At 62.1% G+C, this 25,223-nt stretch carries 23 protein-coding genes; 3 read left to right on the forward strand and 20 right to left on the reverse strand.

Features of this window, described 5'->3' with window-relative positions:
• The first annotated feature begins 109 nt into the window (after window positions 1–109).
• Both GR212_RS02425 and GR212_RS02430 read left to right on the forward strand, forming a co-directional pair.
• Entirely contained in the window at window positions 110–541 is a 432-nt protein-coding gene (locus GR212_RS02425) for an Hsp20 family protein (RefSeq protein WP_163984851.1), read from the forward strand.
• 45 nt (window positions 542–586) lie between these two features.
• Entirely contained in the window at window positions 587–844 is a 258-nt protein-coding gene (locus tag GR212_RS02430) for a DUF1150 family protein (protein WP_163984852.1), read from the forward strand.
• 163 nt (window positions 845–1,007) lie between these two features.
• Here GR212_RS02430 and trmB read toward each other — a convergent pair whose 3' ends face one another.
• The 20 genes from trmB to mutS all read right to left on the reverse strand — a co-directional run bounded on the left by trmB (window position 1,008) and on the right by mutS (window position 22,681).
• On the reverse strand, window positions 1,008–1,709 hold the full coding sequence (gene trmB, locus GR212_RS02435) for a tRNA (guanine(46)-N(7))-methyltransferase TrmB (protein WP_163984853.1): 702 nt from the start codon (window positions 1,707–1,709) through the stop codon (window positions 1,008–1,010).
• Entirely contained in the window at window positions 1,706–2,959 is a 1,254-nt protein-coding gene (gene metK / locus GR212_RS02440; protein ID WP_163984854.1) for a methionine adenosyltransferase, read from the reverse strand. The genes trmB and metK overlap by 4 nt, the downstream gene beginning before the upstream one ends.
• A gap of 188 nt (window positions 2,960–3,147) precedes the next feature.
• Complete coding sequence (locus tag GR212_RS02445) at window positions 3,148–3,564, reverse strand: helix-turn-helix domain-containing protein (RefSeq protein ID WP_163984855.1); 417 nt, start codon at window positions 3,562–3,564, stop codon at window positions 3,148–3,150.
• 151 nt (window positions 3,565–3,715) lie between these two features.
• Complete coding sequence (lnt, locus tag GR212_RS02450) at window positions 3,716–5,317, reverse strand: apolipoprotein N-acyltransferase (protein ID WP_163984856.1); 1,602 nt, start codon at window positions 5,315–5,317, stop codon at window positions 3,716–3,718.
• A 78-nt stretch (window positions 5,318–5,395) separates the two neighbouring features.
• Window positions 5,396–6,562 carry a hemolysin family protein gene (locus tag GR212_RS02455; RefSeq protein ID WP_163984857.1) on the reverse strand — a complete coding sequence of 389 codons (1,167 nt, stop codon included), beginning with the start codon at window positions 6,560–6,562 and terminating at the stop codon, window positions 5,396–5,398.
• Between the two features lie 25 nt (window positions 6,563–6,587).
• Window positions 6,588–7,094 carry an rRNA maturation RNase YbeY gene (gene ybeY, locus GR212_RS02460; protein WP_163984858.1) on the reverse strand — a complete coding sequence of 169 codons (507 nt, stop codon included), beginning with the start codon at window positions 7,092–7,094 and terminating at the stop codon, window positions 6,588–6,590.
• A gap of 18 nt (window positions 7,095–7,112) precedes the next feature.
• Window positions 7,113–8,165 carry a PhoH family protein gene (locus GR212_RS02465; protein ID WP_163984859.1) on the reverse strand — a complete coding sequence of 351 codons (1,053 nt, stop codon included), beginning with the start codon at window positions 8,163–8,165 and terminating at the stop codon, window positions 7,113–7,115.
• 30 nt (window positions 8,166–8,195) lie between these two features.
• Window positions 8,196–9,608: a tRNA (N6-isopentenyl adenosine(37)-C2)-methylthiotransferase MiaB gene (gene miaB, locus GR212_RS02470; protein ID WP_163984860.1), complete on the reverse strand. Its 1,413-nt coding sequence runs from the start codon at window positions 9,606–9,608 to the stop codon at window positions 8,196–8,198.
• Between the two features lie 60 nt (window positions 9,609–9,668).
• Window positions 9,669–10,466 carry a lysophospholipid acyltransferase family protein gene (locus tag GR212_RS02475; protein WP_163984861.1) on the reverse strand — a complete coding sequence of 266 codons (798 nt, stop codon included), beginning with the start codon at window positions 10,464–10,466 and terminating at the stop codon, window positions 9,669–9,671.
• A 30-nt stretch (window positions 10,467–10,496) separates the two neighbouring features.
• The gene (locus GR212_RS02480) at window positions 10,497–10,925 is read right to left on the reverse strand and encodes a Fur family transcriptional regulator (protein ID WP_163984862.1); all 429 of its coding nucleotides are present in this window, start codon (window positions 10,923–10,925) and stop codon (window positions 10,497–10,499) included.
• A gap of 39 nt (window positions 10,926–10,964) precedes the next feature.
• Window positions 10,965–11,459, reverse strand: a complete 495-nt coding sequence (locus tag GR212_RS02485; RefSeq protein ID WP_163984863.1) for a GNAT family N-acetyltransferase — start codon at window positions 11,457–11,459, stop codon at window positions 10,965–10,967.
• A gap of 2 nt (window positions 11,460–11,461) precedes the next feature.
• Entirely contained in the window at window positions 11,462–12,118 is a 657-nt protein-coding gene (tsaB, locus tag GR212_RS02490; protein WP_163984864.1) for a tRNA (adenosine(37)-N6)-threonylcarbamoyltransferase complex dimerization subunit type 1 TsaB, read from the reverse strand.
• A 24-nt stretch (window positions 12,119–12,142) separates the two neighbouring features.
• Window positions 12,143–12,709, reverse strand: coding sequence for a NifU family protein (locus tag GR212_RS02495; RefSeq protein WP_163984865.1), 567 nt, complete (start codon window positions 12,707–12,709; stop codon window positions 12,143–12,145).
• Window positions 12,710–12,826: 117 nt separating this feature from the next.
• Window positions 12,827–13,318 carry a universal stress protein gene (locus GR212_RS02500; protein WP_163984866.1) on the reverse strand — a complete coding sequence of 164 codons (492 nt, stop codon included), beginning with the start codon at window positions 13,316–13,318 and terminating at the stop codon, window positions 12,827–12,829.
• A gap of 75 nt (window positions 13,319–13,393) precedes the next feature.
• Window positions 13,394–14,458: a tryptophan--tRNA ligase gene (gene trpS / locus GR212_RS02505; RefSeq protein ID WP_163984867.1), complete on the reverse strand. Its 1,065-nt coding sequence runs from the start codon at window positions 14,456–14,458 to the stop codon at window positions 13,394–13,396.
• Window positions 14,459–14,569: 111 nt separating this feature from the next.
• Window positions 14,570–14,962: a VOC family protein gene (locus GR212_RS02510; protein ID WP_163984868.1), complete on the reverse strand. Its 393-nt coding sequence runs from the start codon at window positions 14,960–14,962 to the stop codon at window positions 14,570–14,572.
• A gap of 66 nt (window positions 14,963–15,028) precedes the next feature.
• The gene (gene murJ, locus GR212_RS02515; protein ID WP_163984869.1) at window positions 15,029–16,630 is read right to left on the reverse strand and encodes a murein biosynthesis integral membrane protein MurJ; all 1,602 of its coding nucleotides are present in this window, start codon (window positions 16,628–16,630) and stop codon (window positions 15,029–15,031) included.
• The gene (locus GR212_RS02520; RefSeq protein ID WP_163984870.1) at window positions 16,627–19,542 is read right to left on the reverse strand and encodes a [protein-PII] uridylyltransferase; all 2,916 of its coding nucleotides are present in this window, start codon (window positions 19,540–19,542) and stop codon (window positions 16,627–16,629) included. Before GR212_RS02520 ends, murJ begins: the two co-directional genes overlap by 4 nt.
• A 159-nt stretch (window positions 19,543–19,701) precedes the next feature.
• A complete protein-coding gene (locus tag GR212_RS02525) occupies window positions 19,702–19,998 on the reverse strand; it encodes a hypothetical protein (RefSeq protein ID WP_246725662.1) in 297 nt (98 codons plus the stop codon).
• A gap of 19 nt (window positions 19,999–20,017) precedes the next feature.
• Window positions 20,018–22,681 (reverse strand): DNA mismatch repair protein MutS, encoded by a 2,664-nt coding sequence (gene mutS / locus GR212_RS02530; RefSeq protein ID WP_204326253.1) that lies wholly within the window; start codon window positions 22,679–22,681, stop codon window positions 20,018–20,020.
• A 197-nt stretch (window positions 22,682–22,878) separates the two neighbouring features.
• Between mutS and GR212_RS02535 the strand changes: the two genes are divergently transcribed.
• Entirely contained in the window at window positions 22,879–25,167 is a 2,289-nt protein-coding gene (locus tag GR212_RS02535; RefSeq protein ID WP_163984872.1) for an NADP-dependent malic enzyme, read from the forward strand.
• The last annotated feature ends 56 nt before the right edge of the window (window positions 25,168–25,223 follow it).

Consider the following 25,223-nt stretch of genomic DNA (forward strand, 5'->3'; position numbering starts at 1 on the left):
TGCGAAGACGCGACGCCTTGCACTCAAAGGCGCGTACTCCCATATTAGCGACAACCGGGTGCTGAAAATCAGGTCCGGAACGGTCGCTTGACGCCAAGGACTTGAGACGATGAGCCGGATGACTCCCTTTGCCAGCCCGCTGCTTCTGGGCTTCGACACCATGGAAAAGACACTGGAGCGGATTTCCAAGGCCAGTGACGGTTATCCTCCCTACAATATCGAGCGGATGCGTGCGGACCGCCTGTCCGGCGAGCCGGAACGCCTGCGCATCACGCTGGCCGTGGCCGGTTTTTCAGAAGACGAGCTTGATATCACGACGGAAGAAAACCAGCTCCTGATCCGCGGCCGCCAGATCGAACAGGCCGAGCGCGACTATCTTTACCGCGGCATTGCCGCCCGCCAGTTCCAGCGCGTCTTCGTTCTTGCCGACGGCATGCAGGTGCTCGGCGCCGTATTGAAGAACGGCTTGCTTTCCGTCGACCTCATTCGGCCGGAACCGGATCGCATAGTAAAGAAAATTAACATTTCGGTCTCACAGTAGGACAACGGCTTACTGCCGTTGGTCCCTCATACTGGAGGTACGAGTATGTTATTGAAAGAAGCCACCGCCCGCCTAACCGAATCCGAGCTCGCCAATATCGGCGCCGGCGAGGTTGCCTATATCAGAAAAATGGATTGGTCCGAAGTATCCCGCTGCTTCCCGGAAGCGCCGAGCATCGACCCCGATGTCGATCTCTGGGCACTCTTCGGTGCCGACGGCACGCCGATCCTGCTGACCGACAATCGTTCCAGCACCTTCTATCGTGCTGCCGAAGATGAATTGAAGACGGTCAGTCTGCACTGACCACAAGCGTCGCCAAGCGGTGAACGTCACCGCTTGCAAGGACCGCATCGGACCGGCCTCTGCTTCTTCGACGCATGCGCATGATCCAGACCGCCTCGAACGGCGGTCCAGACGAGATGATGCGATCACTGATATCTCAAATTTTCGCCCCAAGAACGAGCGATCAGACCTTCCTGAAGGTCAGATAGGCGGATGAGCGTCCTTCGCGCCGGGCCTTCGCCTCATAGCGCGTGCTCGGCCAGCCTTCGTAGGGCGTCAGCCAATCGGCGGCATTCCGGGCAGTCCACTCGAAGCCGCCATGCGCCTGGCAATGCTGCAGCGTCCAATTGACATAGGTGTCGATATCGGAGGCGAAGCAGAAGAGCGCGCCGGGCTTGAGGACGCGATGGAAGCGGGCCAGATTGACCTGCGAAACGAAGCGGCGCTTCCAGTGTTTCTTCTTCGGCCAGGGATCGGGATAGAGCAGATCGATCTGGTCGAGGCAGCCGTCCGGCAGCCAATCCAGCACCTGCGTCGCGTCGTCATTGTAGACCCGGATATTGTGCGCACCGGCGTCATCGACGCGCGCAAGCAGCTTCTGCATGGAATTCACGAAGGGTTCCACGCCGATGAAGCCGGTCTTCGGCTGCTCCAGCGCCCTGTGAATCAGATGCTCTCCACCGCCGAAGCCGATCTCCAGGCGCAGACGTTCTGTCGGCACCGGGAAGAGATCGTTCAGCGGCTGCGGCGCCGGGGCGGAAAGATCGACGATATACCGCGGCAGCAATGCTTCCAGCTTTTCAGCCTGCTGGCCGCGCAAGGCCTTACCCTTGCGCCGGCCGAAGAATGCTTCCGTCGCCCGCGACCGGCGCTCGGTATCGATCATGCGGCTTCCCGGATCTTCACAGCTTCCTTGAGAGCCTTCACCAGGTCGGTCCGCTCCCAGGAGAAGGAGCCGTCACGACCAGCCTTGCGGCCGAAATGGCCATAGGCCGAGGTCTTGGCATAGATCGGCTTGTTGAGGTCGAGGTGACGACGGATGCCGGTCGGCGAAAGGTCCATGTTCTTGCGGATGGCCGCTTCGACCTGATCCTCGGTAACACCCTTGCCCGTGCCGTGCAGGTCGACATAGATCGACAGCGGCTGGGCAACGCCGATAGCGTAGGAAAGCTGGATCGTGCAGCGGTCGGAAAGACCCGCGGCAACGACGTTCTTTGCAAGATAGCGGGCCGCATAGGCTGCCGAACGGTCGACCTTGGTCGTGTCCTTGCCGGAGAAGGCACCGCCGCCGTGCGGGGCTGCGCCGCCGTAGGTATCGACGATGATCTTGCGGCCGGTCAGGCCGGCGTCGCCATCCGGGCCGCCGATGACGAACTTGCCCGTGGGGTTGATGTACCACTTGCAATCGGATGCGATCTTGAGGTCGCCGAGCGCTTCGCGGATGTAGGGTTCGACGACGGCACGAACCTTGTTCGAATCCCAGCTTTCGTCGAGATGCTGGGTGGACAGCACGATCGAGGTCACTTCCGCCGGCTTACCGTCGACGTAGCGCACCGTGACCTGGCTCTTGGCATCCGGGCCGAGCTTGGCGACGTCGCCGTCACCCTTCTTGCGGGCGGCAGCGAGCAGCTGCAGGATCTTATGCGAATAGTAGATCGGCGCCGGCATGAGATCCGGAGTTTCGCGGCAGGCATAGCCGAACATGATGCCCTGGTCGCCGGCACCTTCGTCGCCCTGCTGGTCGGCGGCATTGTCGACGCCCTGGGCGATATCGGCAGACTGCGAATGCAGGAGCACGTCGATGCGCGCCTTCTTCCAGTGGAAGCCGTCCTGTTCGTAGCCGATGTCCTTGATGGCGCGACGGGCGGCGGCCTTGAACTTCGAAGGGTTGATGACGTCGTTGCCATCCTTGTCCTTCTTCATCAGGCTCGGCGGCAGGCGAACTTCGCCGGCGATCACGACGCGATTGGTGGTGGCAAGAGTCTCGCAGGCAATGCGCACGCTCCAGGGGTTCACGCCGGTCTTTGTGGCCTCGCGGTAAACCAGATCGACAATTTCATCAGAAATGCGGTCACAAACTTTATCCGGGTGACCTTCGGCAACAGACTCACTCGTAAACAGATAATTCGCGCGCATGCGGGATTCCCCTCAAAGAACAAATCTATGCTTTTGATATTCGCCTCCGCCTCGAAAAACAAGCCGAACAAGGACATAAATATATCTTTATATCCCCGCCAAAGTGATAAAATTTTGCCCTAAATGCAGAAAAGGCGGCCAAAATGACCGCCTCTCGACTTTATCGTTTCATCCTTGCTTCGGAAGGGTTACTCGGCGTCCGCCTCGGCCGCGAGCGCCTTGACCAGCTCGACGACCTTGCGGCGGACCTTACCATCTGAAATCTTCACGAAGGCGCGATTGAGCTGCAGCCCTTCGGAGGAAGACAGAAAGTCGACGACGTAGTTGGAGCTGGAAGCCTCGGCCATGCCGCCGGCCGCCGAGTGTTCACCCGGGGCATCCTCGAAGAAGAAGGAAACCGGGACATTGAGAATGCTGGAGATGTTCTGGAGGCGGCTGGCGCCAACGCGATTGGTGCCTTTTTCGTATTTCTGGATTTGCTGAAACGTAATTCCGAGGCTTTCGCCGAGCTTTTCCTGGCTCATGCCAAGCATCGTGCGGCGGAGGCGTATGCGGCTACCGACATGAATGTCGATGGGGTTCGGCTTCTTTTTGTTTTCAATCATCATATTACCCTAACATAGGTTGAATTCAGGACCTGCCACCCGGTACCCTTCACCACCCCTATAACGCCACGTTGCAGCCGACGCCCCCAAGGCCTCCAGTCTACGTTCGAAAGGCGGACACGAAGCACTATGCAATTTTAGGGTTTTTTGGTCAATTCACCCTTGAAATAAAACCCATGCGTGAAAACAACGCGATCATACCGACCGCACCGACAATCAACCAAAAGTATACTTTTCGGGCATTGTCGTCGATGCGCGATACGGTTGCGCCACCTAAAGTGGTGTCTATGAAACCTTGTTGGTTATAATCGATGCCCGAAAGCACACGCCCATGCGGATCGACGAAAGCCGAAATGCCGGTATTGGCGCTGCGAATCAGCGGCAACCCCTGCTCCACCGCTCTCACCCTTGCCTGCAGGAAATGCTGATAGGGGCCGGGCGTATCGCCGAACCAGCCGTCGTTGGTGACGTTGAGGATGGCATCTGCCTGCCGGATCTCGGGCGTCATTTCATTCGGGAAGATGATCTCGTAGCAGATCAGCGGATAGAACTTGATGCCATCGGGCAGGGTCAGCAACTGCCGTTTCGCGGCGGCGGAAAACCCGCCCGGCAGTTCCACGACGTTCTCGATGCCGAGATAGCTGAGAATATGCTCGAAGGGCACATATTCGCCGAAGGGCACCAGATGGGTCTTGTCGGAGGCGCCGATGATCTGGCCCCGGCCGTCGATGACGTAGATCGAGTTGTAGTAGCGCGGCTCGACGCCCGGCCCCATGTCTTCCACGCGGACGGCGCCGGTGATGAGGATCTGGTCATCCTCGAGCTGATCGGCGATGCGGGCGAGCGCATCCCGGTTGTCCGTCAGGATGAAGGGCACCGCTGTTTCGGGCCAGACGATGATATCAGGCCGCTTGCCGCCGTTTGCCGGCGGCTGGACCGAAAGCGCCAGGTGCTTGTCGAAGATGGCGGCGCGATCGGCCGCCGTGTCCATCTTGGTCTCCTGGTCGATGGACGGCTGGACGATGCGCACGACCGGCGCCGTCGTGCTGTTCGCCCGTGGCGCCTCCGGCAAATTCAGGGCGTAGTAGCCGTAGCCGAAATGGGCGGCTGCGATGACGACGGCAAGGCCGATCCCCGGTATCCGGCCCTGACGGGTGCCGAGGAGTGCGGGAGCGGCGAAGACGAACACGGCAAGCACGGTGACGCCAAGCACGCCGATGACATGCGCCGACTGCATCATCAGCGGAATGGGCATGGCGCCATAGCCGATGGCGTTCCAGGGAAATCCGGTAAAGAGAAAGCTGCGCACCCATTCGAGGATACCGAAGCTGAAGGCAAGCGCTGCGATGCGCCCCATGCCATCGGACCACAGGATGCGGGCAAGCACGGTCGCAATGCCATAGAAGACGGCCAGAAAGGCCGGCAGCCCGAGAATTGCCAAGGGCAAGGCCCAGGCGAACTCGTCGGCATCGATCAGCAGCGCATGGCCAAGCCACCACAGGCCGGCGACGAAATAGCCGAAGCCGAACAGCCAGCCGGTGAAGAAGGCCGGCCACAGCCGCCCAAGCAAGCCGCTATCCGGGCCGGCGGCAACGCCGTCCAGCAGCCAGACGAGCAGCGTGAAGGAGATAAACATCGCCGCGAAAAAGCCGAAAGGCGGCAGCGCCAGCACGCCGATGGCACCCGCCAGTATCGCAAGCAACGCACGTTTAAAACCCCAGACGAGGATCACCCTGCCCGAAAGCCACTCCATGCGCCAGCTCCGTCCACCTGCGAATCAACTGGCCGCAGTCTTTCAAAAAAGCAGCGGTTTGTCCCGCCGAAGTGGCACTTAATGGCTGGAGGCGTTGGGTTCGGCCGAAGTTTCCTCAGCAATCGCATCCGGCGCCGGCAGTCCACGGTCCGACCCGCCCGTCTCGCCCTCGGCCTTGGCCGGACGACGGCGCGCGGCATGACGCTTGCGCGTGATGCGAACCCGCTTGATGCGACGCGGATCGGCATCGAGAATATGAAACTCGAAGCCCGGTAGCGCCTGCACGACCTCGCCACGCACGGGAATGCGGCCGAGCGCGGAGAAGATCAGACCGCCGAGCGTATCCACCTCGTCCACCTGCTCGATGATGTCGAAATCCGGGCCGATCGCCGCGGCGATCTCTTCCAGCTCGACGCGGGCATCGGCAACGAAGACGTCCTCGGAGACGCGCTTGAACATCACTTCTTCGTCATCATGCTCGTCGTCGATATCGCCGACGACCATTTCGACGATGTCCTCATGCGACGCCAGGCCGTCGGTGCCGCCATACTCGTCGATGACAAGCGCCATCTGCGTGCGGTTGACCTGCATGCGGCGCAGAAGATCGGAGGCCAGCATCGAGGGCGGCACGAAGAGGATCTTGCGGATGATGCCGGCCTCGACCAGCGTCTTCTGCAGATCGACGCGCGACAGATCGAAGTTCGGCTTGACCGAGCGCGGCGGCTTCTCGGCTGTGGTCGCGCCCGTTGCGGCGGCGGCCTTGACGCCGCTGCCGCGGCGCTTATTGCGCGCCTGCTTGGCAACATAGGACAGAAGATCGCGGATATGCACCATGCCGCGCGGATCATCCAGCGTGTCGGCATAGACGGGCATGCGCGAGCGGCCGCTTTCCTCGAACAGGATCATCAGCTCGCCGATGGTGATGTTCTGGTCCACGGCTTCGATGTCGGCGCGCGGCACCATGACGTCCTCGACGCGCACCTCGCGGAAGCGCAGGATGTTGTGCAGCATCGCGCGTTCGTCGGGGGAAAAAGCATCGTCATCGGCCGCATTGGTCATCAATGCATCGGCCAGATCCTCGCGCAGCCTGGCTGCACCCTGGGCCGGGCGAAGGATGCGCGCAGCGCGCGACCAGAATGAAGAGTGGGATCGCTTGCCGTTGCTACTACTGCCTACCTCGTCGGAGGAGGCCGCATCGGCTCCGTCTTTGGCCTCGGGGGCCGATCTTGTCGTAAAGTCGCTCATTGTTCCTGGTCAGACAGGGTTCAAATCAAATGGGATCTTGTCCCGCATAGGGATCAGATAGGCCAAGCTCCGCCAAAATGCGAGTCTCCAGCCCCTCCATTCTTTCGGCTTCGCCATTATTCATATGATCGTAGCCGAAGAGATGCAAGAAACCATGCACCATCAAATGGGTCAGATGGTCGTCAAAACTCTTTTCGAGGTCGGTGGCTTCGCGCTCCACCGTTTCCCTGGCGATGATGATATCGCCGAGCATCGGGCCGGGCTTGCCGCCGGGCTGCAGCGGGAAGGCCGGGAAGGACAGCACGTTCGTCGCCTTGTCCTGTGAGCGCCATTCCGCGTTGATCTGGCGGATGGAAGCGTCGTCGGTGAACACCAGAGACAGTTCGGGCGCGATCTTGGGAAACGGCTGCTTTTCCTGCTTCTTCAAATAGGCCGCCGCTGTTCCGAGCACCCGCTCGGCCAGGGCTTGCAACTGTTCTTCGGAGGGCCAATCGCCCTCCTCCACGCTGATCTGTATATCGAGTTCGGCCATGAGCTTTTGGGCCGCAGATCAGATCTGCGGATCGCTTTCCTCGCCCTGGGTGGCATAGGTCGAATCATAGGCCCGAACGATACGCGCCACCAGCGCGTGACGCACGACGTCGGTGTCCTTGAAACGAACGATGGAGATGCCTTCGACGCCGTGCAGGAGTTGCAGCGCTTCCACCAGGCCGGACTTGACGCCGCGCGGCAAGTCGATCTGGCTCGGATCGCCCGTTATGATCATCCGCGAATTCTCGCCGAGACGCGTCAGGAACATCTTCATCTGCATCGACGTCGTGTTCTGCGCTTCGTCGAGGATGACGGCGGCGTTGGCAAGCGTGCGGCCGCGCATGAAGGCGAGCGGCGCGATCTCGATGACGCCCGCGGTGATCGCACGCTCTACCTTGTCGCCCGGCATCATGTCATAGAGCGCGTCATAGAGCGGACGCAGATAGGGATCGACCTTTTCCTTCATATCGCCCGGCAGGAAGCCAAGGCGCTCACCGGCCTCGACGGCCGGCCGCGACAGGATGATCTTTTCCACCGCGCCGCGCTCCAGAAGCTGGGCGGCGTGCGCAACGGCCAGATAGGTCTTGCCCGTGCCGGCCGGGCCGACGCCGAACACCATCTCGGAACGCTCCAGCGCGCGGATATAGGCGTCTTGCGTCGGCGTGCGAGCAATGATCGTCTTCTTGCGCGTCGAAATCTGCGCCATCGTCAACTTGGCTTTTCTCTCCATAGTCGGCAGCGTCAATTGATCGTCGGCGGCAACCGCCATGCGGATTGCCCCTTCCACGTCGGAACGCTCTACATTGCCGCCTTTTTGCAGCTTGTCATAGAGATAATCGAGCGTGCGGCGCGCCTGATTGGTGGCAAGCACATCGCCGGTGATTACGACGGAATTGCCGCGGGCCCGCGCATCGATGCCGAGACGCTCTTCAAGCAGCTTCAGGTTCTGATCGAATTGTCCGAAAAGTTCGCTGGCGAACCGATTATTCTCGAACGTCAGGGTGAAGTGATTGGCGTCGCTCGCGGTGCGGGGCTGGCGCGATGAAGAAGAAACCAATTCCTGTCCGTTCAAGCGGTGCGGCTCCTTTAATCCGTCCGGAACCTAAAGCAATTCAGCAAAAAGGCTGTTGGTGCTGGTTCCGGTGATTCGTACGTTGATAATGTCACCGATTTGCGATGCTTTTGCATCAACATTCACAGATTGCAGCCAAGGGGAGCGTCCAATCAACTGGCCGGGCATCCGGCCCGGCTTTTCCAGAAGGATATCCACTGTTTTGCCCACGCAGGCCTCGGCAAAAGCATGCTGCTGCCGCAGCAACAACGCCTGCAACCGCTCCAGCCGCTCCGTCTTGATCTCTTCGGGCACCTGATCCTTCAAATCCGCGCCGGGCGTGCCGGGACGAGTCGAATATTTGAACGAGAAGGCCTGTGCATAGTTCACCTCCTCGATCAGCTTTAATGTATCCTCAAAATCCTGATCTGTCTCCCCCGGAAAGCCGACGATGAAATCGCCCGACAGGGCGATGTCGGGGCGTGCCGTGCGGATCCTCTCGATGAGCGCAAGATATTCGGCAGCCGTATGCCGCCGGTTCATCGCCTTCAGGATGCGATCCGAACCGGCCTGGACGGGCAGATGCAGATAGGGCATCAGCGTGCGCAGGTCGCGATGCGCGTCGATCAGGCGCTCGTCCATGTCGCGCGGGTGGCTGGTCGTGTAGCGCAGACGCGCGAGGCCGGGAATCTCCGCCAGGCGATAAAGCAGGTCGCCGAGGCTCCAGGCTTCGCCCCTGGGGCCGGCGCCATGCCAGGCATTGACGTTCTGGCCGAGCAGCGTGATTTCGCGCACGCCGCCATCCACCAGCTTTTCGGCTTCCTCGACGATCTGGGAGACGGGTCGCGAGACTTCGGAGCCGCGCGTATAGGGAACGACGCAGAAGGTGCAGAACTTGTCGCAGCCTTCCTGCACCGTCAGGAATGCGGTGACGCCGCGGGCGCGGATCTTCGTCTTTTCGGCGATCGGCAGATGCTCGAACTTGTCTTCGATCGCATATTCCGTATCGACGACGCGCTGGCCTTCCTTGGCGCGGCGAAGCGCATCCGGCAGACGGTGATAGGTCTGCGGACCGATCACCACATCGACGGCAGGCGCACGGCGAAGAATCTCCTCGCCCTCCGCCTGGGCGACGCAGCCGGTGACGCCGATCATCATCTCGCGGCCGTCGGCAGCCTTGCGCTTCTTCATGTCGCGCAGGCGGCCGAGCGCGGAATAGACCTTTTCCGCCGCCTTCTCGCGGATATGACAGGTGTTCAGCAGGACAAGGTCGGCCTCTTCCATGTCCTCGGTCGGCTCGTAGCCGTCGCGGGCGAGCGCATCGCTCATCCGCGTGGAATCATAGACGTTCATCTGGCAACCGTAGGTCTTGATGAAGACCTTGCGGCTGTTGGAGCCGTCGCGGGGGCCGAGCTGCAGGGCATCGGTCGCCGGGGCGTCGAGGGTCAGGCTGTCCTTGGTCATGGCCGCTATGTAGTGGCTTTTGCTTTCGGAGAAAATGAAAAAGTTGAAACCACCTGGAAATCAGGCGATCTCGCGGCCAAGCAGGCGGCTGGCGAGCATCGCGCGGATACGCCGCGCAACGGTGGCGCTGACTTCCTTGCGGTTGGTGCCGGCGCGATAGTCGACCGCTTCGCCGAAGCAGACGTCGACGTCGATCGCACCACAGGCGACGATATCCTTCAGGTGCGGCACCAGCTCGATATCACCTGGCCAGGCGGCGATCGGGCGATAATAGCGGCCCATCGCGATACCGTGAATGCGGGTATAGGCGACCGCCACCGGCTGCACATGAACGACCGCATCCGGCGTCTTCGGCAAGGCCGCGGCAGCGGCACCGAAGAGCGAAGACTTGACCTCCAGCAGCCGATTGCCGTCCGAGGTGGTCCCCTCCGGAAACAGCACCATGATTTCGCCGTCGGCCATGCGCTCGGCAATCTCGTTGACCTGATCGCCCGTCTTGCGCTTCTGCTCGCGCTCGATGAACACGCTCTTCTGCCATTGCGCGAACAGGCCGAAGATCGGCCAGTCCTTCACTTCCGACTTGGCGATGAAGGAGACATCGGCGACCGCCGAGAGAACGAGAATGTCGAGCCAGGACGAATGGTTGGAAGCCAGCATCAAAGGCCGGCTCGTCTCGAGCTTGCCGATGACATGGATGCGCACGCCAAGCCAGTAGCAGACGATGCGATGCCAGTAGCGCGGCAGGTATCGCCTGAGTTTCCAGTCGAAGCGCAGGCAAAGGATCTGCAGCGGCAGCATCACGGCGCTGACGACACAGATGACCACGGCGGCACAGCCGATGCGCAGCCAGGTCATCAAATCATTCGCTCCTGCATGAAAGCCTTCACGTCAACCTCCGTCCTTCTTCAGCGGGATGCCGTAGAGCTCCAGCCGGTGGTCGACGAGTTTGAAGCCGTGTTCGCGGGCAATGCGCTCCTGCAGCGCCTCGATTTCCGGCGAGTGGAATTCGATCACAACGCCGCTCTTCAGGTCGATCAGGTGATCGTGATGCTCTTCCGGCACGGTCTCGTAGCGGGAACGGCCATCGCGAAAGTCGTGGCGGGCAAGAAGGCCGGCATCCTCGAATAGCTTGACGGTGCGATAGACCGTGGAAATCGAGATCTTCGCATCCACCTGAACGGAACGGCGGTAGAGCTCCTCGACATCCGGGTGATCGCCGGAATTCTCGATGATGCGCGCGATGATCCGGCGCTGCTCCGTCATTCGCATGCCGCGCTCGGCGCAAAGCTCCTCAAGGGATTTTACGGCATCATCCATCGATTGCTGTCTTCGGTCTATTTGGACTGTGACAACGGACTAGCGAAGAACGCGGCGCATGACAAGCGCCGTCGACTTCGTGCCGTCGTCGCCGAGATAGTAGGCCTTGCGCTCGCCGACCTTTTCGAAGCCGAGCTTGCGGTAGAGGCCGAGCGCGGGCTGATTGCCGCCGTCGACTTCCAGAAACATGGTCTCGCCGCCACGATTGCGGGTTTCGCGCAGTGCTGCCTGCATCAGCCTCCAGCCGAGACCGGAGCGCCCGAGCTTGGCGTTGACGGCAATGGTGAGGATTTCGCCCTCGCCGGCCACATGCCGCGCCAGCACGAAGCCAGGAAGCGCCTTCCTCAGGATGGCATTGGTCTGGCGGGCGACAAACCCGAATGTGGTCTGCTGTGAGAGGAGGCCCTGGAATTCGGTCTCGTCCCAGATCCGCGGAAACCGCTCACCGTGCAGGAGGGCCACTTCGGCGCAATCCTTGATCTCCATCGGGACGATTTCGTATTCGGCTTTCAAGGTAAGGTAGGATTCGAGCATGTCTATTGCCTGGCGACTGCGTATCCGGCCTGCGGTCTGGCATCGGGTCCGCGAAGATAAAGCGGCTTCGGCTTTTCGCCGGCAGGTTTGCCAGCGCCCAGCCGGGCGACGATGGCAATCGGAAATGCGTCTGGCCGCTCCGCCGGCGGCGCGTCGCTCAGCCGGGCGATAGCCGTCCCTGTAACGATACCATCGAAGGCGGCGGCAATCGTCCGCGCTTCGTCGATCGTTACGGCCCGTGCCTCGTCCAGCGGGTCGCCATCGGCATCGAAGCTCTGGAGATAAATCTCCTCGCGCTTGGCATCGATGGCAGCCAGAACCGACTTGCCCGGATTCTGCTCTCGCGCGGCCGCCGCCATGACCTCGAGGGTCGTGACGCCAACCGCGGGAACGTTGAGGGAGAGTGCAAAGCCGCGCGCGGCTGCGACGCCGATGCGGATGCCGGTGAAGGAACCGGGGCCGACGGTCACGACGACACGCTCGATCGCCGAGAGCGCGACATTGGCTTTCGCCAGCGCTTCGTCGACAACGTGCATCAGATGCTCGGCATGCCCCCGTCCAATCGTTTCCGTGACCTCCCCCATCACAGAATCACTGCCGCTATCATACACAGCGGCAGCGCAATCCACACCTGCCGTGTCGAGCGCCAAGACGATCATATCAACTTTTCCGAAACGTCAGAATTAGACGGCTTCGACTTCCTGCACTTCCGGGACGAAATGGCGCAGCAGGTTCTGCACGCCATGCTTCAGCGTCGCCGTCGAGGACGGGCAGCCGGCACAGGATCCCTTCATGTTGAGGTAGACCTTGCCGTCGCGGAAGCCGCGGAAAGTGATGTCGCCGCCATCCTGGGCGACGGCGGGACGCACGCGGGTCTCCAGCAGCTCCTTGATGGTCAGCACGATCGCCTCGTCGCCCTCGTCAAAGAATTCGCCGCCGGCATCCTGCACTTCCGAGGAAACCGAAGAAGACCCCATGACCGGCTTGCCGGACATGAAATGCTCCATGATGGAACCGAGGATGGCGGGCTTCAGATGCTGCCACTCCTGACTTTCCTTGGAGACCGAGATAAAGTCATAGCCGAAATAAACGCCGGTCACGCCCTGGATTTCGAACAGACGGGCCGCGAGCGGCGAAGCATCGGCTTCCTCGGCGCTGCGGAATTCGGCCGTACCGTTTTCCATCACCACTTTGCCCGGCAGGAACTTGAGTGTCGCGGGGTTCGGCGTCGCTTCGGTCTGAATGAACATCTTGATCTCCATGCGGCGGGCAAACACCCGGTCCCGACTTTAGAATACTTCAAAAGAAAATAGGCCTTTTGGCCATTCTATTCAAGAGAGTGTTTCTCAAGAAATGGCATGTGCCGATCAGCTCAGCGCGTCGATTTCCTCGTTGCTCAGCGTGTCCGGAAGCACCGTCACCGGGATCGGAAAGGCTGCCGCGCGCCCGGCAATGGACGAGACGAGCGGGCCTGGGCCTTCCTTGGCAGAACCGGCGGCAAGGACCAGAAGCGCGATATCGCGATCCTCTTCGATGACGGCATTGATCTGCTCGGCGGCCGACCCTTCGCGAATGACGATTTCCGCATCGATGCCGACATTCTCACGGATGCTCTGCGCCGCTTTTGCCGTCACCGCCTCGGCTTCCTCGCGCGCTTCCGCCCGCATGATCTCCTCGACGCCAAGCCATTGCTGGAAGTCGCCTTCGGGGATCACATAGAGCAGCACAAGGCCGCCATTGGAATTCTTGGCGCGCCGGCCGGCATAATGAACGGCGCGCTGGCATTCCGGCGTACCGTCGATGATCGCCATGAACTTGCGGCGATGACCTTCGAGGCGTGAGAGACGTTTTGATACCATAAGGGGACTCTGACACCCGAAGACCGCGTTTTGCAAGCCCCCGTTTTTCGACGGGAGCCTTGCATCACGACATCATCAATAGAGAAAGCCGATAATGTCGCGAACCTGCTTCATCGTGACGTCGGCACGGGCACGGGCACGGGCGCCACCATCGCGCAGGACGGTATCGATATGGCCGGGATCGGCCATCAGGCGGCGCATTTCCGTGGTGATCGGCGAGAGCACATGGACTGCGAGATCGACCAGGGCCGGCTTGAAGACGGAGAACTGCTGGCCGCCGAATTCGGCAAGCACATCGGCCTTCGACTTGTCGGCGAGCGCGGCATAGATGCCGACCAGATTGTCCGCTTCGGGGCGGCCTGCGAGACCGGCGATTTCGCTCGGCAAGCCATCCGGATCGGTCTTGGCCTTGCGGATCTTCTTCGAGATGTTTTCCTCGTCGTCGAGCAGGTTGATGCGCGACAGGTCGGAAGCGTCGGACTTCGACATTTTCTTGGTGCCGTCCCGCAGCGACATGACGCGCGGCGCCGGGCCGTCGATCAGCGGCTCGACCATCGGGAAATAGGCATGCACAGGCTCGTCGCCGACGGTAATGTCGATGCCGTAGCCGGTGCGGCGAATATGCTCCATGTAGTCCAGATTGAACTTCATGGCGATGTCGCGGGTCAGCTCCAGATGCTGCTTCTGGTCGTCGCCGACCGGAACATGCGTGGCGCGATAGAGCAGGATGTCGGCGGCCATCAGGCTCGGATAGGCATAGAGGCCGAGCGAGGCCTGCTCGCGGTCCTTGCCGGCCTTGTCCTTGAACTGCGTCATGCGGTTCATCCAGCCGATGCGGGCGACACAGTTGAAGATCCAGGCGAGCTCGGCATGCGCCGGCACGGCAGACTGGTTGAAGACGATATGCTTTTCCGGGTCGATGCCGGCGGCAAGAAACGCCGCGGTGATCGAGCGCGTCTGGTTCGGCATGTCCTCATGCACGAGCTGAGCCGTCAGCGCATGCATGTCGACGACGCAATAGATGCAGTCGTTGTTGGCCTGCAGCGCCACGAACTTGCGGATCGCGCCGAGATAGTTGCCGAGATGGAGATTGCCGGTCGGCTGGACGCCGGAGAATACGAGCGGCTTGAATTCGGTCATGTCGTCCTCAAAAGGCTTGTGGAGGGCCCGGGCGAGCGGCGCTCGACCCTTGGTTTCGAGCGGCTTATGCACGCGGGATCGACGGGGATCAAGAGGCTATGTGACAGACACTCAGGAAGAGTGCTGGATCAGATCCCAGGTGTTGCCATAGGGATCGGCAAAGACCGCCACCGTGCCATAGACCTCGTGGCGGGGCTCCTCCATGAACCGCACGCCCTTTGCCTTCATCGCGGTATGATCACGCGCGAAATCGTCCGTCTTCAGGAAGAAGCCGACGCGGCCGCCGGTCTGGTTGCCGATCGCGGCGCGCTGGCTTTCGTCGGCAGCCTGGGCCAGCAGCAACGCCGCCCCCTCCCCGCCTTGCGGCTTGATGACGACCCAGCGCTTGCCCTCCGGCTGTACCTCGTCCTGCAGGCACTCGAAGCCGAGAGCATCGCAGTAGAAGGCTTTCGCGCGATCGTAGTCATCGACGACGAGGGCGACGAGGAAGAGGGATTGAGACATGTGAAGGCTCCGGAAACAAAACAAACTGCGGGTATACGGAGAGTGCGCGACAGCCGGCTTCGCTGTCTACTCCCCGTTCACCACTTCGGTATCTCGAGCAGTCGCTGCCCGCTTGCGCTTCAAATTGCGGCGTACCATGCCCAAATCCACGCCGCCGATCAGGAAGGCGACAATGAAATAAACCGCCATCGCAATCAATATGAGCAAGCCGAGGACGCCGGTCTTGGTGAGCAGCGTCGAGCTGGACTCCAGAAGCGGCTCCCAACGATGAGACAAATATACGATGACGCCGCCCATGACGGCGGAGGAGACGAGCAACATGACGGTGCGGCGCACCAGCGACCACTCCCAGGCGAGGTGTCCGCGGCGATAGAGCGTAACGAAGAGCTGTATAGCGTTCAGCCATCCTGCGACCGCCTCGGCAAGCGCAATGCCGCGCTCAGCCAGCACCGGGAAAAGCAGGATGGACAGCGCCGAATTGACGAAGACGGCGACCGCCGTGTAGCGCATCGGCGATTTCGTATCTTCGCGGGCATAAAAGCCGGGCTGCAAGGCCTTGATCAGCACGAAAGCCGGCAGTCCCAGGCCGAAGATGGCGAGGATGGAGCCGACCAGCGCCGTATTGTTCGGGTTGAAGGCGCCACGCTCGTAAAGCACGCGGATGATATCGTCGGAGAGCAGCCACAGGGCGACAGCGGCCGGCAGCGTCAGGAACAGCACGAATTCGATCGAGCGGTTCTGGATATTGGCGGCTTCCTTGATATGGCCCGACTTCAGCGCACGCGCCAGTTCCGGCAGAAGCACGATTCCGACGGCGACGCCGACGACGCCGAGCGGCAACTGGTAGATGCGGTCTGCATATTGCAGGGCGGCGATCGCGCCTTCCTTGCCCGAGGCAATCGCCTGGCCGATCACCAGATTGATCTGAGTGACGCCGCCGGTGATGGCCGCTGGGATCGCCAGAAGCAGGAGCCGCTTGACATTGGGCGTGAAGCGCGGAAAGCGCAGGCCGATATTGATGCCGGCATGTCGCACGCCGATATAGACGACGGCCAGCTGCAGCACGCCTGCCACCAGCACCGACCAGGACAGGTACCAGGCGGTGCTCAGCGGATCGGCGCCGTAATAGATCGCGTAGAACAGCGCGCTGATCATCACCAGGTTCAGGAAGATCGGGGCCACGGCGGCGGCGAAGAAATGATGCAGCGAATTCAGCATGCCGCTCATCATCGCCGTCAGCGACATCGACATGAGATAGGGGAACATCACGGCCGCCAACCGGACCGTCAGGTCGAATTTCTCGGCATCGTCGGCGAAACCAGGCGCGATGACCCAACGCACGAGGAGCGGCATGGCCAGTTCCATGACGATGGTAATCAGCAGCAGGACCGAGAAGAGAACGCCGAAGACTTCCTCGGAAAACCGCTTGGCGCCCTCGATGCCGTGTGCCTCGATTTCCTTGGCAAAGAGCGGCACGAAGGCGGCGTTGAACGCGCCTTCGGCAAACAGGCGGCGGAAGAGGTTCGGAAAGCGGAACGCGGCATAGAAAACGTCGGCCATCGGCCCGGTGCCGAGGGCGGCCGCCATCAGCGTTTCGCGCGCGAAGCCGAAGATGCGGCTGCCAAGCGTCGCGCCACCGACGGTGATGAATTTCTTGACTAGGCTCATGCGGCGGAACCGGCTTTCTTCTCTGTGTCTGACTTTTCGACGGCGACGCCGCGCGTGGCGGCGGGCGCGATAATGCCAGAAGGCATGCGCTCGCGCATTTCATCCTCCTCGCCCGCCATGACCGCTTTCAAGCGCGCGGTGATATAGGCCCGCTTGTTCTCGTTGGAAATCTTCTGTCCGACGAGGTCGGTGACGTAGAAGGTGTCGATGACCTTTTCGCCGAAGGTGGTGATGCGTGCCGACTGGATATCGAGCGACAGGTCGGAAAGAACGGCGGTGATTTCCGACAGCAGGCCGGTGCGGTCGAGGCATTCGACCTCGATGACCGTGAACTTGTTGGAGAGGCTGTTGGAGATGATGACCGACGGCGGGATGACGAAAGCCTTGTTCTTGCGGCGGTTCTTCGTCCGCGTCGCAATGACTTCCGGCAGGCGCTTGCGGCCGGCCAGCACGTCCTCGATCATCTTGCCGATAGTCCCGGCACGGCGCAATTCATCGGCATCGTCGGCGAATTCGCGGCTGACATGGATGGTGTCGAGGGCCCGGCCATCCGATGTCGTGAAGATCTGCGCGTCCGCGATGTTGGCGCCGGCGGCGGCGCAGGCGCCGGCGATCACGGTCAGCAGGCGCGGATGGTCGGGCGAGAGCACGGTGATCTCGGTAATGGCATGGAAACTGTCGGTACGCACCATGGTCGCGAGCACCTTGCCTGCCTTGTCCGCCTGGCGGATGAACTGCGTATGGCGGATCTGGTCCTCCAGCGGCACGGACAGCAGATAGGGCTGGTAGTGCAGCTTGACGTAGGCCTTGCGGTCCTTCTGGTTCCAGTCGGAAAGCGCGTGCTCCAATGCCTGGGCGGCCGCTTCCGCCCGCTCCTTGCGCGATACTTCGGAGAAACCGCCGGCCAGCAGCAGCTCGGTCTCATAATAGAGCGTGCGCAGCAGCTGACCCTTCCAGCCGTTCCAGACGCCGGGGCCGACGGCGCGGATGTCGCACACCGTCAGGATCAGCAGCATCTTCAACCGGTCGAGCGACTGCACCCGGTCGGCGAAATCGATGATGGTCTTGCGATCGGTCAGGTCGCGCGTCTGGGCAACCATCGACATGGTCAGATGCTCGGCGATCAGCCAGACAACCAGCTCCGTCTGCTTCGGCGACAGGCCGAAACGCGGGCAGAGCTTGCGCGCGACCTTGGCGCCGGCTTCCGAGTGATCCTCCTCGCGGCCCTTGGCGATATCGTGCAGGAGCACCGCGACGTAAAGCGCGTCACGATCCTCGATGCCCGGCATCAGCTTGTTGGTCAGCGGATGAATGTCCTCCGCCTTGCCCTTGTCGATCTCCGACAGCACCTCGACGGCGCGGATCAGGTGCTCGTCCACCGTATAGTGGTGATACATGTTGAACTGCATCATCGAGACGATCTTGCCGAATTCCGGAATGAAGCGGCCGAGCACGCCGGCCTCGTTCATGCGGCGCAGGATCAGCGCCGGATCGCGCTTGGACGTCAGGATCGCGAGGAAGAGGCGGTTTGCCTCCTCGTTTTCGCGCAGATCGTTGTCGATCAGGTTCAAGGAGCGGGTGACGCGCTTCAAGGCATCCGGGTGGAATTCGAGGCCGTTGATATCGGCGACGAAGAACAGCCTGATGAGGCTGACGGGATCGCGCTTGAAGACATCGGGGTTGGCGAGCGCGATGCGGCCGCGATCCTCGACGAATTCGACGGTGCCGGGGATCTTGCGCGAACGATTGGCGAAGCGGCTGATGACGCCGGTAAGCCCCGGCGTGGCCTTCGCCTGCTGGTCCTCAAGGGCTGCGCAGAGGATGCGGGTGAGATCGCCGACATCCTTGGCGACAAGGAAATAGTGCTTCATGAAGCGCTCGACCGCCGAAAGGCCAGGGCGGGCATGATAGCCAAGCGCCTCGGCGATATCGCGCTGAATATCGAAGGAAAGCCGCTCCTCCGCCTTGCCGGTCAGGAAATGCATGTGGCAGCGCACGGCCCACAGGAAATCCTCCGCCTTCTGGAAGAGGCGATATTCCTGCTTCGAAAGCACCCCGAGCTTCACCAGCTCGGCGGGATCGCGGACGTGGTAGTAATATTTCGAGATCCAGAACAGCGTGTGCAGGTCGCGCAGGCCGCCCTTGCCTTCCTTGACGTTGGGCTCGACCAGATAGCGGGTATCGCCGGCCTTGCGGTGCCGCTCGTCGCGCTCGGCAAGCTTGGCGGCGATGAATTCCGGGCCGGTATTGGTGACGATTTCCTTGTCGAAGCGAGCCTGCAGCTCACGCGCCAACGGCGCGTTGCCGCAGATATAGCGGGTCTCAAGGACGGCGGTCCGCACCGTCATGTCCGATTTGGCCTGCTGGATGCATTCCTCGACCGTGCGCGTGGCGTGGCCAACCTTGAAGCCCATGTCCCAGAGCATATAGAGGATGAATTCCACTGCCTTGTGCGTATCGCTTGCCGGCTTCGGCTGGAAGAGGAAGAGAAGATCGATGTCGGAGCCCGGAGCCAGCGTATCGCGGCCATAGCCGCCGACAGCGGTAACGGAGAACGCATCCGCCTGCTTCGGATAGACATGGCGGACGGTGAAATCGTAGAGGACGGTGATGATCTGGTCCTGCAGCCAGGAAATCCGGTGAGCGCAATCGAGGCCGCCGCCGCGCGCGACCAGCAGCCGCCGCGCTTCCTCACGTCCCTCCTGGCTCGCCTTCTTCAACAGCGCAAGCAGGGCGGACCGTTCCTCGTTCTTGTCCAGACCCCGTTTGGCGAGCGCCTCGCACGCCACTTTCAGCGCGGATACGTCGAGAATGGTCGAGAAATCGATGTGATGCGTTTCCATGCTCTGCCGATCGGCTTTCTGTTCGCTGACCGCGGCCCCTTGCCGGGGCGCCTGTCTTTTCGTCTGCATGCGCTATAGCCTCTTTGACAGGCGATTGACACAGGCATTCTACGCCCGGATCCCTCGACACAAGCCTTACCCGACCCTGTCGAATCGGCAAACCTCAAGATTTTTATCGGGCCAAAGTTGACGAAGCGTGACGCGCAATCAACACAGAAGCCGGCAGTTTTAGGGCATTGCCGGCTCGAGCGACCGCCGGAGCTCGTTCAAGCTATGCAATATGTTTCGTGACTGGGCGCCGATCTGCGTCACCATCTCGCGTTCACATTCCCAATAGCCGGCCTTCGCGATCTTCGAGCAGATGTCGGAAATCCGGCTGCAGGACAGGGTGATGTCGAGCAGGCCGCGATCGGATTCACAGTCCGGGGCTTCGCCCTCGCCGCAGATCTTGCCGCGCGCCGCGATCGGAGAGAAGCGCTCGCCCAGAATACGGACCTCGGCGAGGAGAACTTCGAGATACATCATGTTGTCCTTGGAATATCGCCTATGGTGAGCCGGTCTTGGTGAGGGTTTTCTTCAGTTCGTAGAGCACGTCAAGAGCGGCTCGCGGCGTCAGGTCGTCGAGATCGAGCGTTTTCAGCCGCTCCTCGACCTTCGACGGCTCGCGTCGACCGGTCGCCTCCTCCCGGCGGACCGCCACTTGAAAGAGCGGCAGGTCGTCGATGAGCTGGCTGGCTGGATTTTTGCGGTCGGCGTCTTCAAGCCGCGTCAGAACGTCGCGGGCGCGCGCCACCACCGAGGCCGGCAGGCCGGCAAGACGCGCCACTTGAATGCCATAGGAGCGATCGGCAGCACCCGGCCCGACCTCGTGCAGGAAGATGACGTCGCCATCCCACTCCTTGACGCGCATGGTGGCATTCGAAAGCCGGCCGAGCTTTTCCGAAAGCACGGTCAGTTCATGGAAATGCGTGGCGAAGAGACCGCGGCATCGGTTGGCCTCATGCAGATGCTCGACGGCGGCCCAGGCGATGGAAAGACCGTCGAAGGTCGCGGTGCCGCGGCCGATCTCGTCGAGAATGACGAGCGAACGTTCGGTCGCCTGGTTCAGGATCGCCGCCGTCTCGACCATCTCGACCATGAACGTCGAACGGCCGCGCGCCAGATCGTCGGAGGCGCCGACGCGCGAGAACAGCCGGTCGACGATGCCGATATGCGCCGATGCGGCGGGCACGAAGGCACCCATCTGCGCGAGGATGGCGATCAATGCGTTCTGGCGCAGAAAGGTCGATTTACCGCCCATGTTCGGGCCGGTCAGAAGCCAGATGGCGCCGTCCTTGCCATCGGCCTTCGGGGAGAGATCGCAGTTGTTGGCGACGAACGGCCCGCCGGCCTGGCGACGCAACGCCTGCTCGACCACCGGATGGCGGCCGCCTTCGATGGCGAACATGCGGCTCGCATCGACGACGGGCCGGCAATAGGCCTGCTCTTCGGCCAGCAGCGCAAGCCCTGCCCCGACATCGATGACCGACAGCGCGCGGGCGCCGGCCTTGATCCCTTCGGCCGCGGCGACAACGGCCGCGACCATACGGTCGAAAGCCTCAAGCTCGATGGCCAGCGCCTTGTCGGCGGCATTGGCGATGCGGCTTTCGAGATCGGCAAGCTCGGTCGTGGTGAAACGCATGGCATTCGCCATGGTCTGTCGATGGATGAAGCGCGCCTTGGCTTCGCTCGTATCCGTCATCGGGCCGGCATTGCCGGCGGTGACTTCGATGAAATAGCCGAGCACGTTGTTGTGCTTGATCTTCAGCGACTTGATGCCGGTTTCCTCGGCATATTGCAGCTGCAGGCCGGCGATGACGCGGCGTGACTGGTCGCGCAGCGCGCGCACCTCGTCCAGCTCGGCATTCGCCCCCTCCCGCAGGAAGCCGCCGTCCCGCTTCAGCAAGGGCAATTCGTCGGCAAGCGTCGCGGCGAGCATGGCTTCGAGACCGGCGGGCAGGGCCTGCAGGCCGGCCAGTGCCGCGGCAAGCTCTTCGGGCAGCAAGGCGCTGTCGAGAAAACGGGCGATATCGCCGGCCGCGGCCAGTCCCTGCCGGATTGCCCAGAGATCGCGCGGACCGCCGCGATCGAGCGCCAGCCGCGACAAGGCGCGCGGCATATCCGGCACATGCTTCAGTGCCGAGCGCAGATCGCTCGAGAGCGACGGCTCCTCCGTCAGGAAGCCGATCGAATCCAGGCGCTCGTTGACGCGCGCGGGGTCGGTCAGCGGCGACATCAGCCGTTCGGCCAGAAGACGGGCGCCGCCACCGGTCACGGTCCTGTCGATCGCCTTCAGGAGCGAGCCGTTGCGATCGCCGGAAAGCGTGCGCACCAGCTCGAGATTGGCGCGCGTGGCGGGATCGATGAACAGCGTGGAGGCACCGCTTTCGCGCTCCGGCAGGCCAAGCGGCGGCCGCTCGGCGATCTGCGTCTTCTCGACATAGGCAACGGCGGCGGCGGCAGCAGCCAGCTCGGCACGGCTGAACGTGCCGAAACCGTCGAGCGTCGAGACGCCGAAATAGCGGGTAATCCGCCCCTCGGCGCTGGCGCTGTCGAACAGCACCGCCGGCTGCGGGACAGCCGTGCGGCCGAGCACGTCGAAGACCGGCTTCAGCTCGGGATCATGGAACATGGTATCCGGCAAAATCAGCTCGCGCGGATCGATGCGCAGGATATCGGCGAGCAGCCGCGAGGCCTCCGTTTCGGCAAGGCGGAAGACGCCCGTGGAAATATCGATCCAGGCAAGCGCCAGCTGCGGCTCGGCTCCGCCGCGAATGCGGGTGAGCGCCATGAGATAGTTGGATTCCGAAGGCGAAAGCAGCTTCTCTTCGGTGATCGTGCCGGGCGTGACGAGGCGCACGACATCGCGCCGCACCACCGATTTGCCGCCGCGCTTCTTGGCTTCGGCCGGATCTTCCACCTGCTCGCAGACGGCAACGCGGAAGCCGAGGCCGATCAGCTTCTGCAGATAGTCGTCGGCGGCGTGAACGGGCACGCCGCACATCGGGATATCCTGCCCCATGTGCTGGCCGCGCTTCGTCAGCGTGATGCCAAGCGCGCGCGAGGCATCGACAGCGTCTTCGAAGAACAACTCGTAGAAGTCGCCCATGCGATAGAACAGCAGCGAACCGGGATTGTTCGCCTTGATCTCGATATACTGCTCCATCATCGGGGTCGCCGCAGCGCGGCTTTCCTCCGAAGCAAGCTCGGCGGCCGAGAAAGCATCGATGCTGGCGGTAATACGTTCGTTCACGGAGGTGCAGTTTTTCCAAAAAAATGAGGTGCCACCCTATCCGCGCACCGCTATAGAAGACAACAGCTATCGGGCAAGAGGGACCGGTCGCCCACAGGAGGTTTGGAGGAACAATGGCAGACAGCAAGAGTAAGTCGCGTCCGGGAACGGGGATTACCGATCAGGAGGCATTGGACTTCCACAAGCAGGGCCGCCCCGGCAAGCTTGAGATCAATCCAACCAAGCCGATGGCGACGCAACGCGATCTTTCCCTTGCTTATTCTCCCGGCGTCGCTGTTCCCGTGAAGGCAATCGCAGCCGATCCGGCCACCGCCTACGACTATACCTCGCGCGGCAACATGGTCGCCGTCATCTCCAACGGCACGGCCATTCTCGGCCTGGGCAATCTCGGAGCTCTTGCCTCCAAGCCGGTCATGGAAGGCAAGGCGGTTCTCTTCAAGCGTTTCGCGGACGTCGATTCGATCGACCTCGAGATCGACACCGAGAACGTCGACGAATTCATCAATTGCGTGCGTTACCTCGGCCCCTCCTTCGGCGGCATCAACCTTGAGGATATCAAGGCTCCTGATTGTTTCATCATCGAGCAGCGGCTGCGCGAGCTCATGGACATTCCCGTATTCCATGACGACCAGCACGGCACCGCCATCATCGCCGCCGCAGGCCTCATCAACGCCCTCGAGCTGACGGGCCGGGACCTCAAGACCGCCAAGCTCGTCTGCAACGGCGCGGGTGCGGCAGCGATCGCCTGCGTGGAGCTGATCAAGTCGATGGGCTTCAACCCGGAGAACATCATCCTTTGCGACACGAAGGGCGTGATCTACCAGGGCCGCAGCGAAGGCATGAACCAGTGGAAGTCGGCTCATGCCGTCAAGACCGACAAGCGCACGCTGGCCGAAGCGATGCAGGGCGCCGACGTGGTTCTCGGCCTGTCGCAGAAGGGCGCCTTCTCCGAAGACATGATCCGCTCCATGGCGGACAAGCCGATCATCTTCGCCATGGCCAATCCCGACCCTGAAATCACGCCGGAGGAAGTCGCGCGCATCCGCGACGACGCCATCATGGCGACCGGGCGCTCGGACTATCCGAACCAGGTCAACAATGTCCTTGGCTTCCCCTACATCTTCCGCGGCGCGCTCGACGTGCGCGCCACCACCATCAACGACGAGATGAAGATCGCCGCCGTCAACGCGCTGGCAAGCCTTGCACGCGAAGACGTGCCGGATGACGTCGTGGCCGCCTACCAGGGCGCAAGGCCGCGCTTCGGCGCGCAATACATCATCCCCGTGCCCTTCGACCCACGCCTGATTTCGGCCATTCCGGTGGCCGTCGCCAAGGCGGCGATCGAAAGCGGTGTCGCTCGCCGCGACATGCCCGACATGGAAGCCTATGCCCGCGAGCTTTCCGCCCGGCGCGATCCGATCGCCTCGACGCTGTCGCAGCTCTATGAGCGCGTGCGCCGCCACCAGAAGCGCATCGTCTTTGCCGAGGCGGAAGAAGAGCAGGTCATGCGCGCCGCCCTCTCCTATGCCAACCAGGGGCTCGGCACCGCCATCCTCCTCGGCCGCGAAGACCTGATCGAGGCCACCGCCGAGCGCGCCGGCATCGATCTCAACCGCCCCGGCCTCGAAATCGTCAACGCCCGCATCTCCAAGCGGGGCGACACCTATATCGATTATCTCTACGCCCGGCTGCAGCGCCAGGGCTACCTGCACCGCGACGTGACGCGCCTGATCCACAACGACCGCAATCACTTCGCCGCCTGCATGGTGGCGCTGGGCGACGCCGACGGCATGGTGACGGGCGTCACGCGCAACTATTCGACGGCGCTCGGGGACGTGCGCCGTTGTCTCGACGACAAGCCGGGGCACCGCGTCATCGGCATATCGATCGTGCTGGCCCGCGGCCGCACCGTCTTCGTTGCCGATACCGCGGTGCATGACATGCCGACCGCCGTCGAGCTGGCCGATATCGCCGAGGAAGCAGCCGGTTTTGCCCGCCGCATGGGCTATGAGCCGCGCGTCGCCATGCTTGCCTATTCCACCTTCGGCCACCCCTCGGGCGAGCGCTCGGAGCGGGTGCGCGAGGCCGTCGGCATTCTCGACAAGCGCCATGTGAACTTCGAATTCGACGGCGAAATGTCGGCCGACGTCGCGCTGAACCGCAAGACCATGGAAAGTCTCTATCCCTTCTCGCGGCTTTCCGGACCGGCGAATGTGCTCGTCATGCCGGCATTCCACTCGGCGGCGATCTCCACCAAGATGCTGCAGGAACTCGGCGGCTCCACCGTGATCGGGCCGTTGCTCGTCGGGCTCGACAAGCCGGTGCAGATCACCTCGATGGGCGCCAAGGATTCCGACATCGTCAACATGGCCGCCATCGCAGCCTACGGAGCCGGCGCCTAGTTTTTGTCAGCCATGCCGTTGGCCGAACAAAGATGATAGCTGCCCTATGAAATGGG

It is taken from the genome of Martinezella lusitana (genome assembly GCF_010668395.1).
Taxonomy (GTDB): domain Bacteria; phylum Pseudomonadota; class Alphaproteobacteria; order Rhizobiales; family Rhizobiaceae; genus Rhizobium; species Rhizobium lusitanum_A.

Bases quoted from the DNA above. Each gene is read 5' to 3' on its own strand.
- GR212_RS02425 (WP_163984851.1), top strand. From the start codon at position 110: ATGAGCCGGATGACTCCCTTTGCCAGCCCGCTGCTTCTGGGCTTCGAC.
- GR212_RS02430 (WP_163984852.1), top strand. From the start codon at position 587: ATGTTATTGAAAGAAGCCACCGCCCGCCTAACCGAATCCGAGCTCGCC.
- trmB (WP_163984853.1), bottom strand. From the start codon at position 1,709: ATGATCGATACCGAGCGCCGGTCGCGGGCGACGGAAGCATTCTTCGGC.
- metK (WP_163984854.1), bottom strand. From the start codon at position 2,959: ATGCGCGCGAATTATCTGTTTACGAGTGAGTCTGTTGCCGAAGGTCAC.
- GR212_RS02445 (WP_163984855.1), bottom strand. From the start codon at position 3,564: ATGATTGAAAACAAAAAGAAGCCGAACCCCATCGACATTCATGTCGGT.
- lnt (WP_163984856.1), bottom strand. From the start codon at position 5,317: ATGGAGTGGCTTTCGGGCAGGGTGATCCTCGTCTGGGGTTTTAAACGT.
- GR212_RS02455 (WP_163984857.1), bottom strand. From the start codon at position 6,562: ATGAGCGACTTTACGACAAGATCGGCCCCCGAGGCCAAAGACGGAGCC.
- ybeY (WP_163984858.1), bottom strand. From the start codon at position 7,094: ATGGCCGAACTCGATATACAGATCAGCGTGGAGGAGGGCGATTGGCCC.
- miaB (WP_163984860.1), bottom strand. From the start codon at position 9,608: ATGACCAAGGACAGCCTGACCCTCGACGCCCCGGCGACCGATGCCCTG.
- GR212_RS02480 (WP_163984862.1), bottom strand. From the start codon at position 10,925: ATGGATGATGCCGTAAAATCCCTTGAGGAGCTTTGCGCCGAGCGCGGC.
- GR212_RS02485 (WP_163984863.1), bottom strand. From the start codon at position 11,459: ATGCTCGAATCCTACCTTACCTTGAAAGCCGAATACGAAATCGTCCCG.
- tsaB (WP_163984864.1), bottom strand. From the start codon at position 12,118: ATGATCGTCTTGGCGCTCGACACGGCAGGTGTGGATTGCGCTGCCGCT.
- GR212_RS02495 (WP_163984865.1), bottom strand. From the start codon at position 12,709: ATGTTCATTCAGACCGAAGCGACGCCGAACCCCGCGACACTCAAGTTC.
- GR212_RS02500 (WP_163984866.1), bottom strand. From the start codon at position 13,318: ATGGTATCAAAACGTCTCTCACGCCTCGAAGGTCATCGCCGCAAGTTC.
- trpS (WP_163984867.1), bottom strand. From the start codon at position 14,458: ATGACCGAATTCAAGCCGCTCGTATTCTCCGGCGTCCAGCCGACCGGC.
- GR212_RS02510 (WP_163984868.1), bottom strand. From the start codon at position 14,962: ATGTCTCAATCCCTCTTCCTCGTCGCCCTCGTCGTCGATGACTACGAT.
- murJ (WP_163984869.1), bottom strand. From the start codon at position 16,630: ATGAGCCTAGTCAAGAAATTCATCACCGTCGGTGGCGCGACGCTTGGC.
- GR212_RS02520 (WP_163984870.1), bottom strand. From the start codon at position 19,542: ATGCAGACGAAAAGACAGGCGCCCCGGCAAGGGGCCGCGGTCAGCGAA.
- GR212_RS02525 (WP_246725662.1), bottom strand. From the start codon at position 19,998: ATGATGTATCTCGAAGTTCTCCTCGCCGAGGTCCGTATTCTGGGCGAG.
- mutS (WP_204326253.1), bottom strand. From the start codon at position 22,681: ATGATGGAGCAGTATATCGAGATCAAGGCGAACAATCCCGGTTCGCTG.
- GR212_RS02535 (WP_163984872.1), top strand. From the start codon at position 22,879: ATGGCAGACAGCAAGAGTAAGTCGCGTCCGGGAACGGGGATTACCGAT.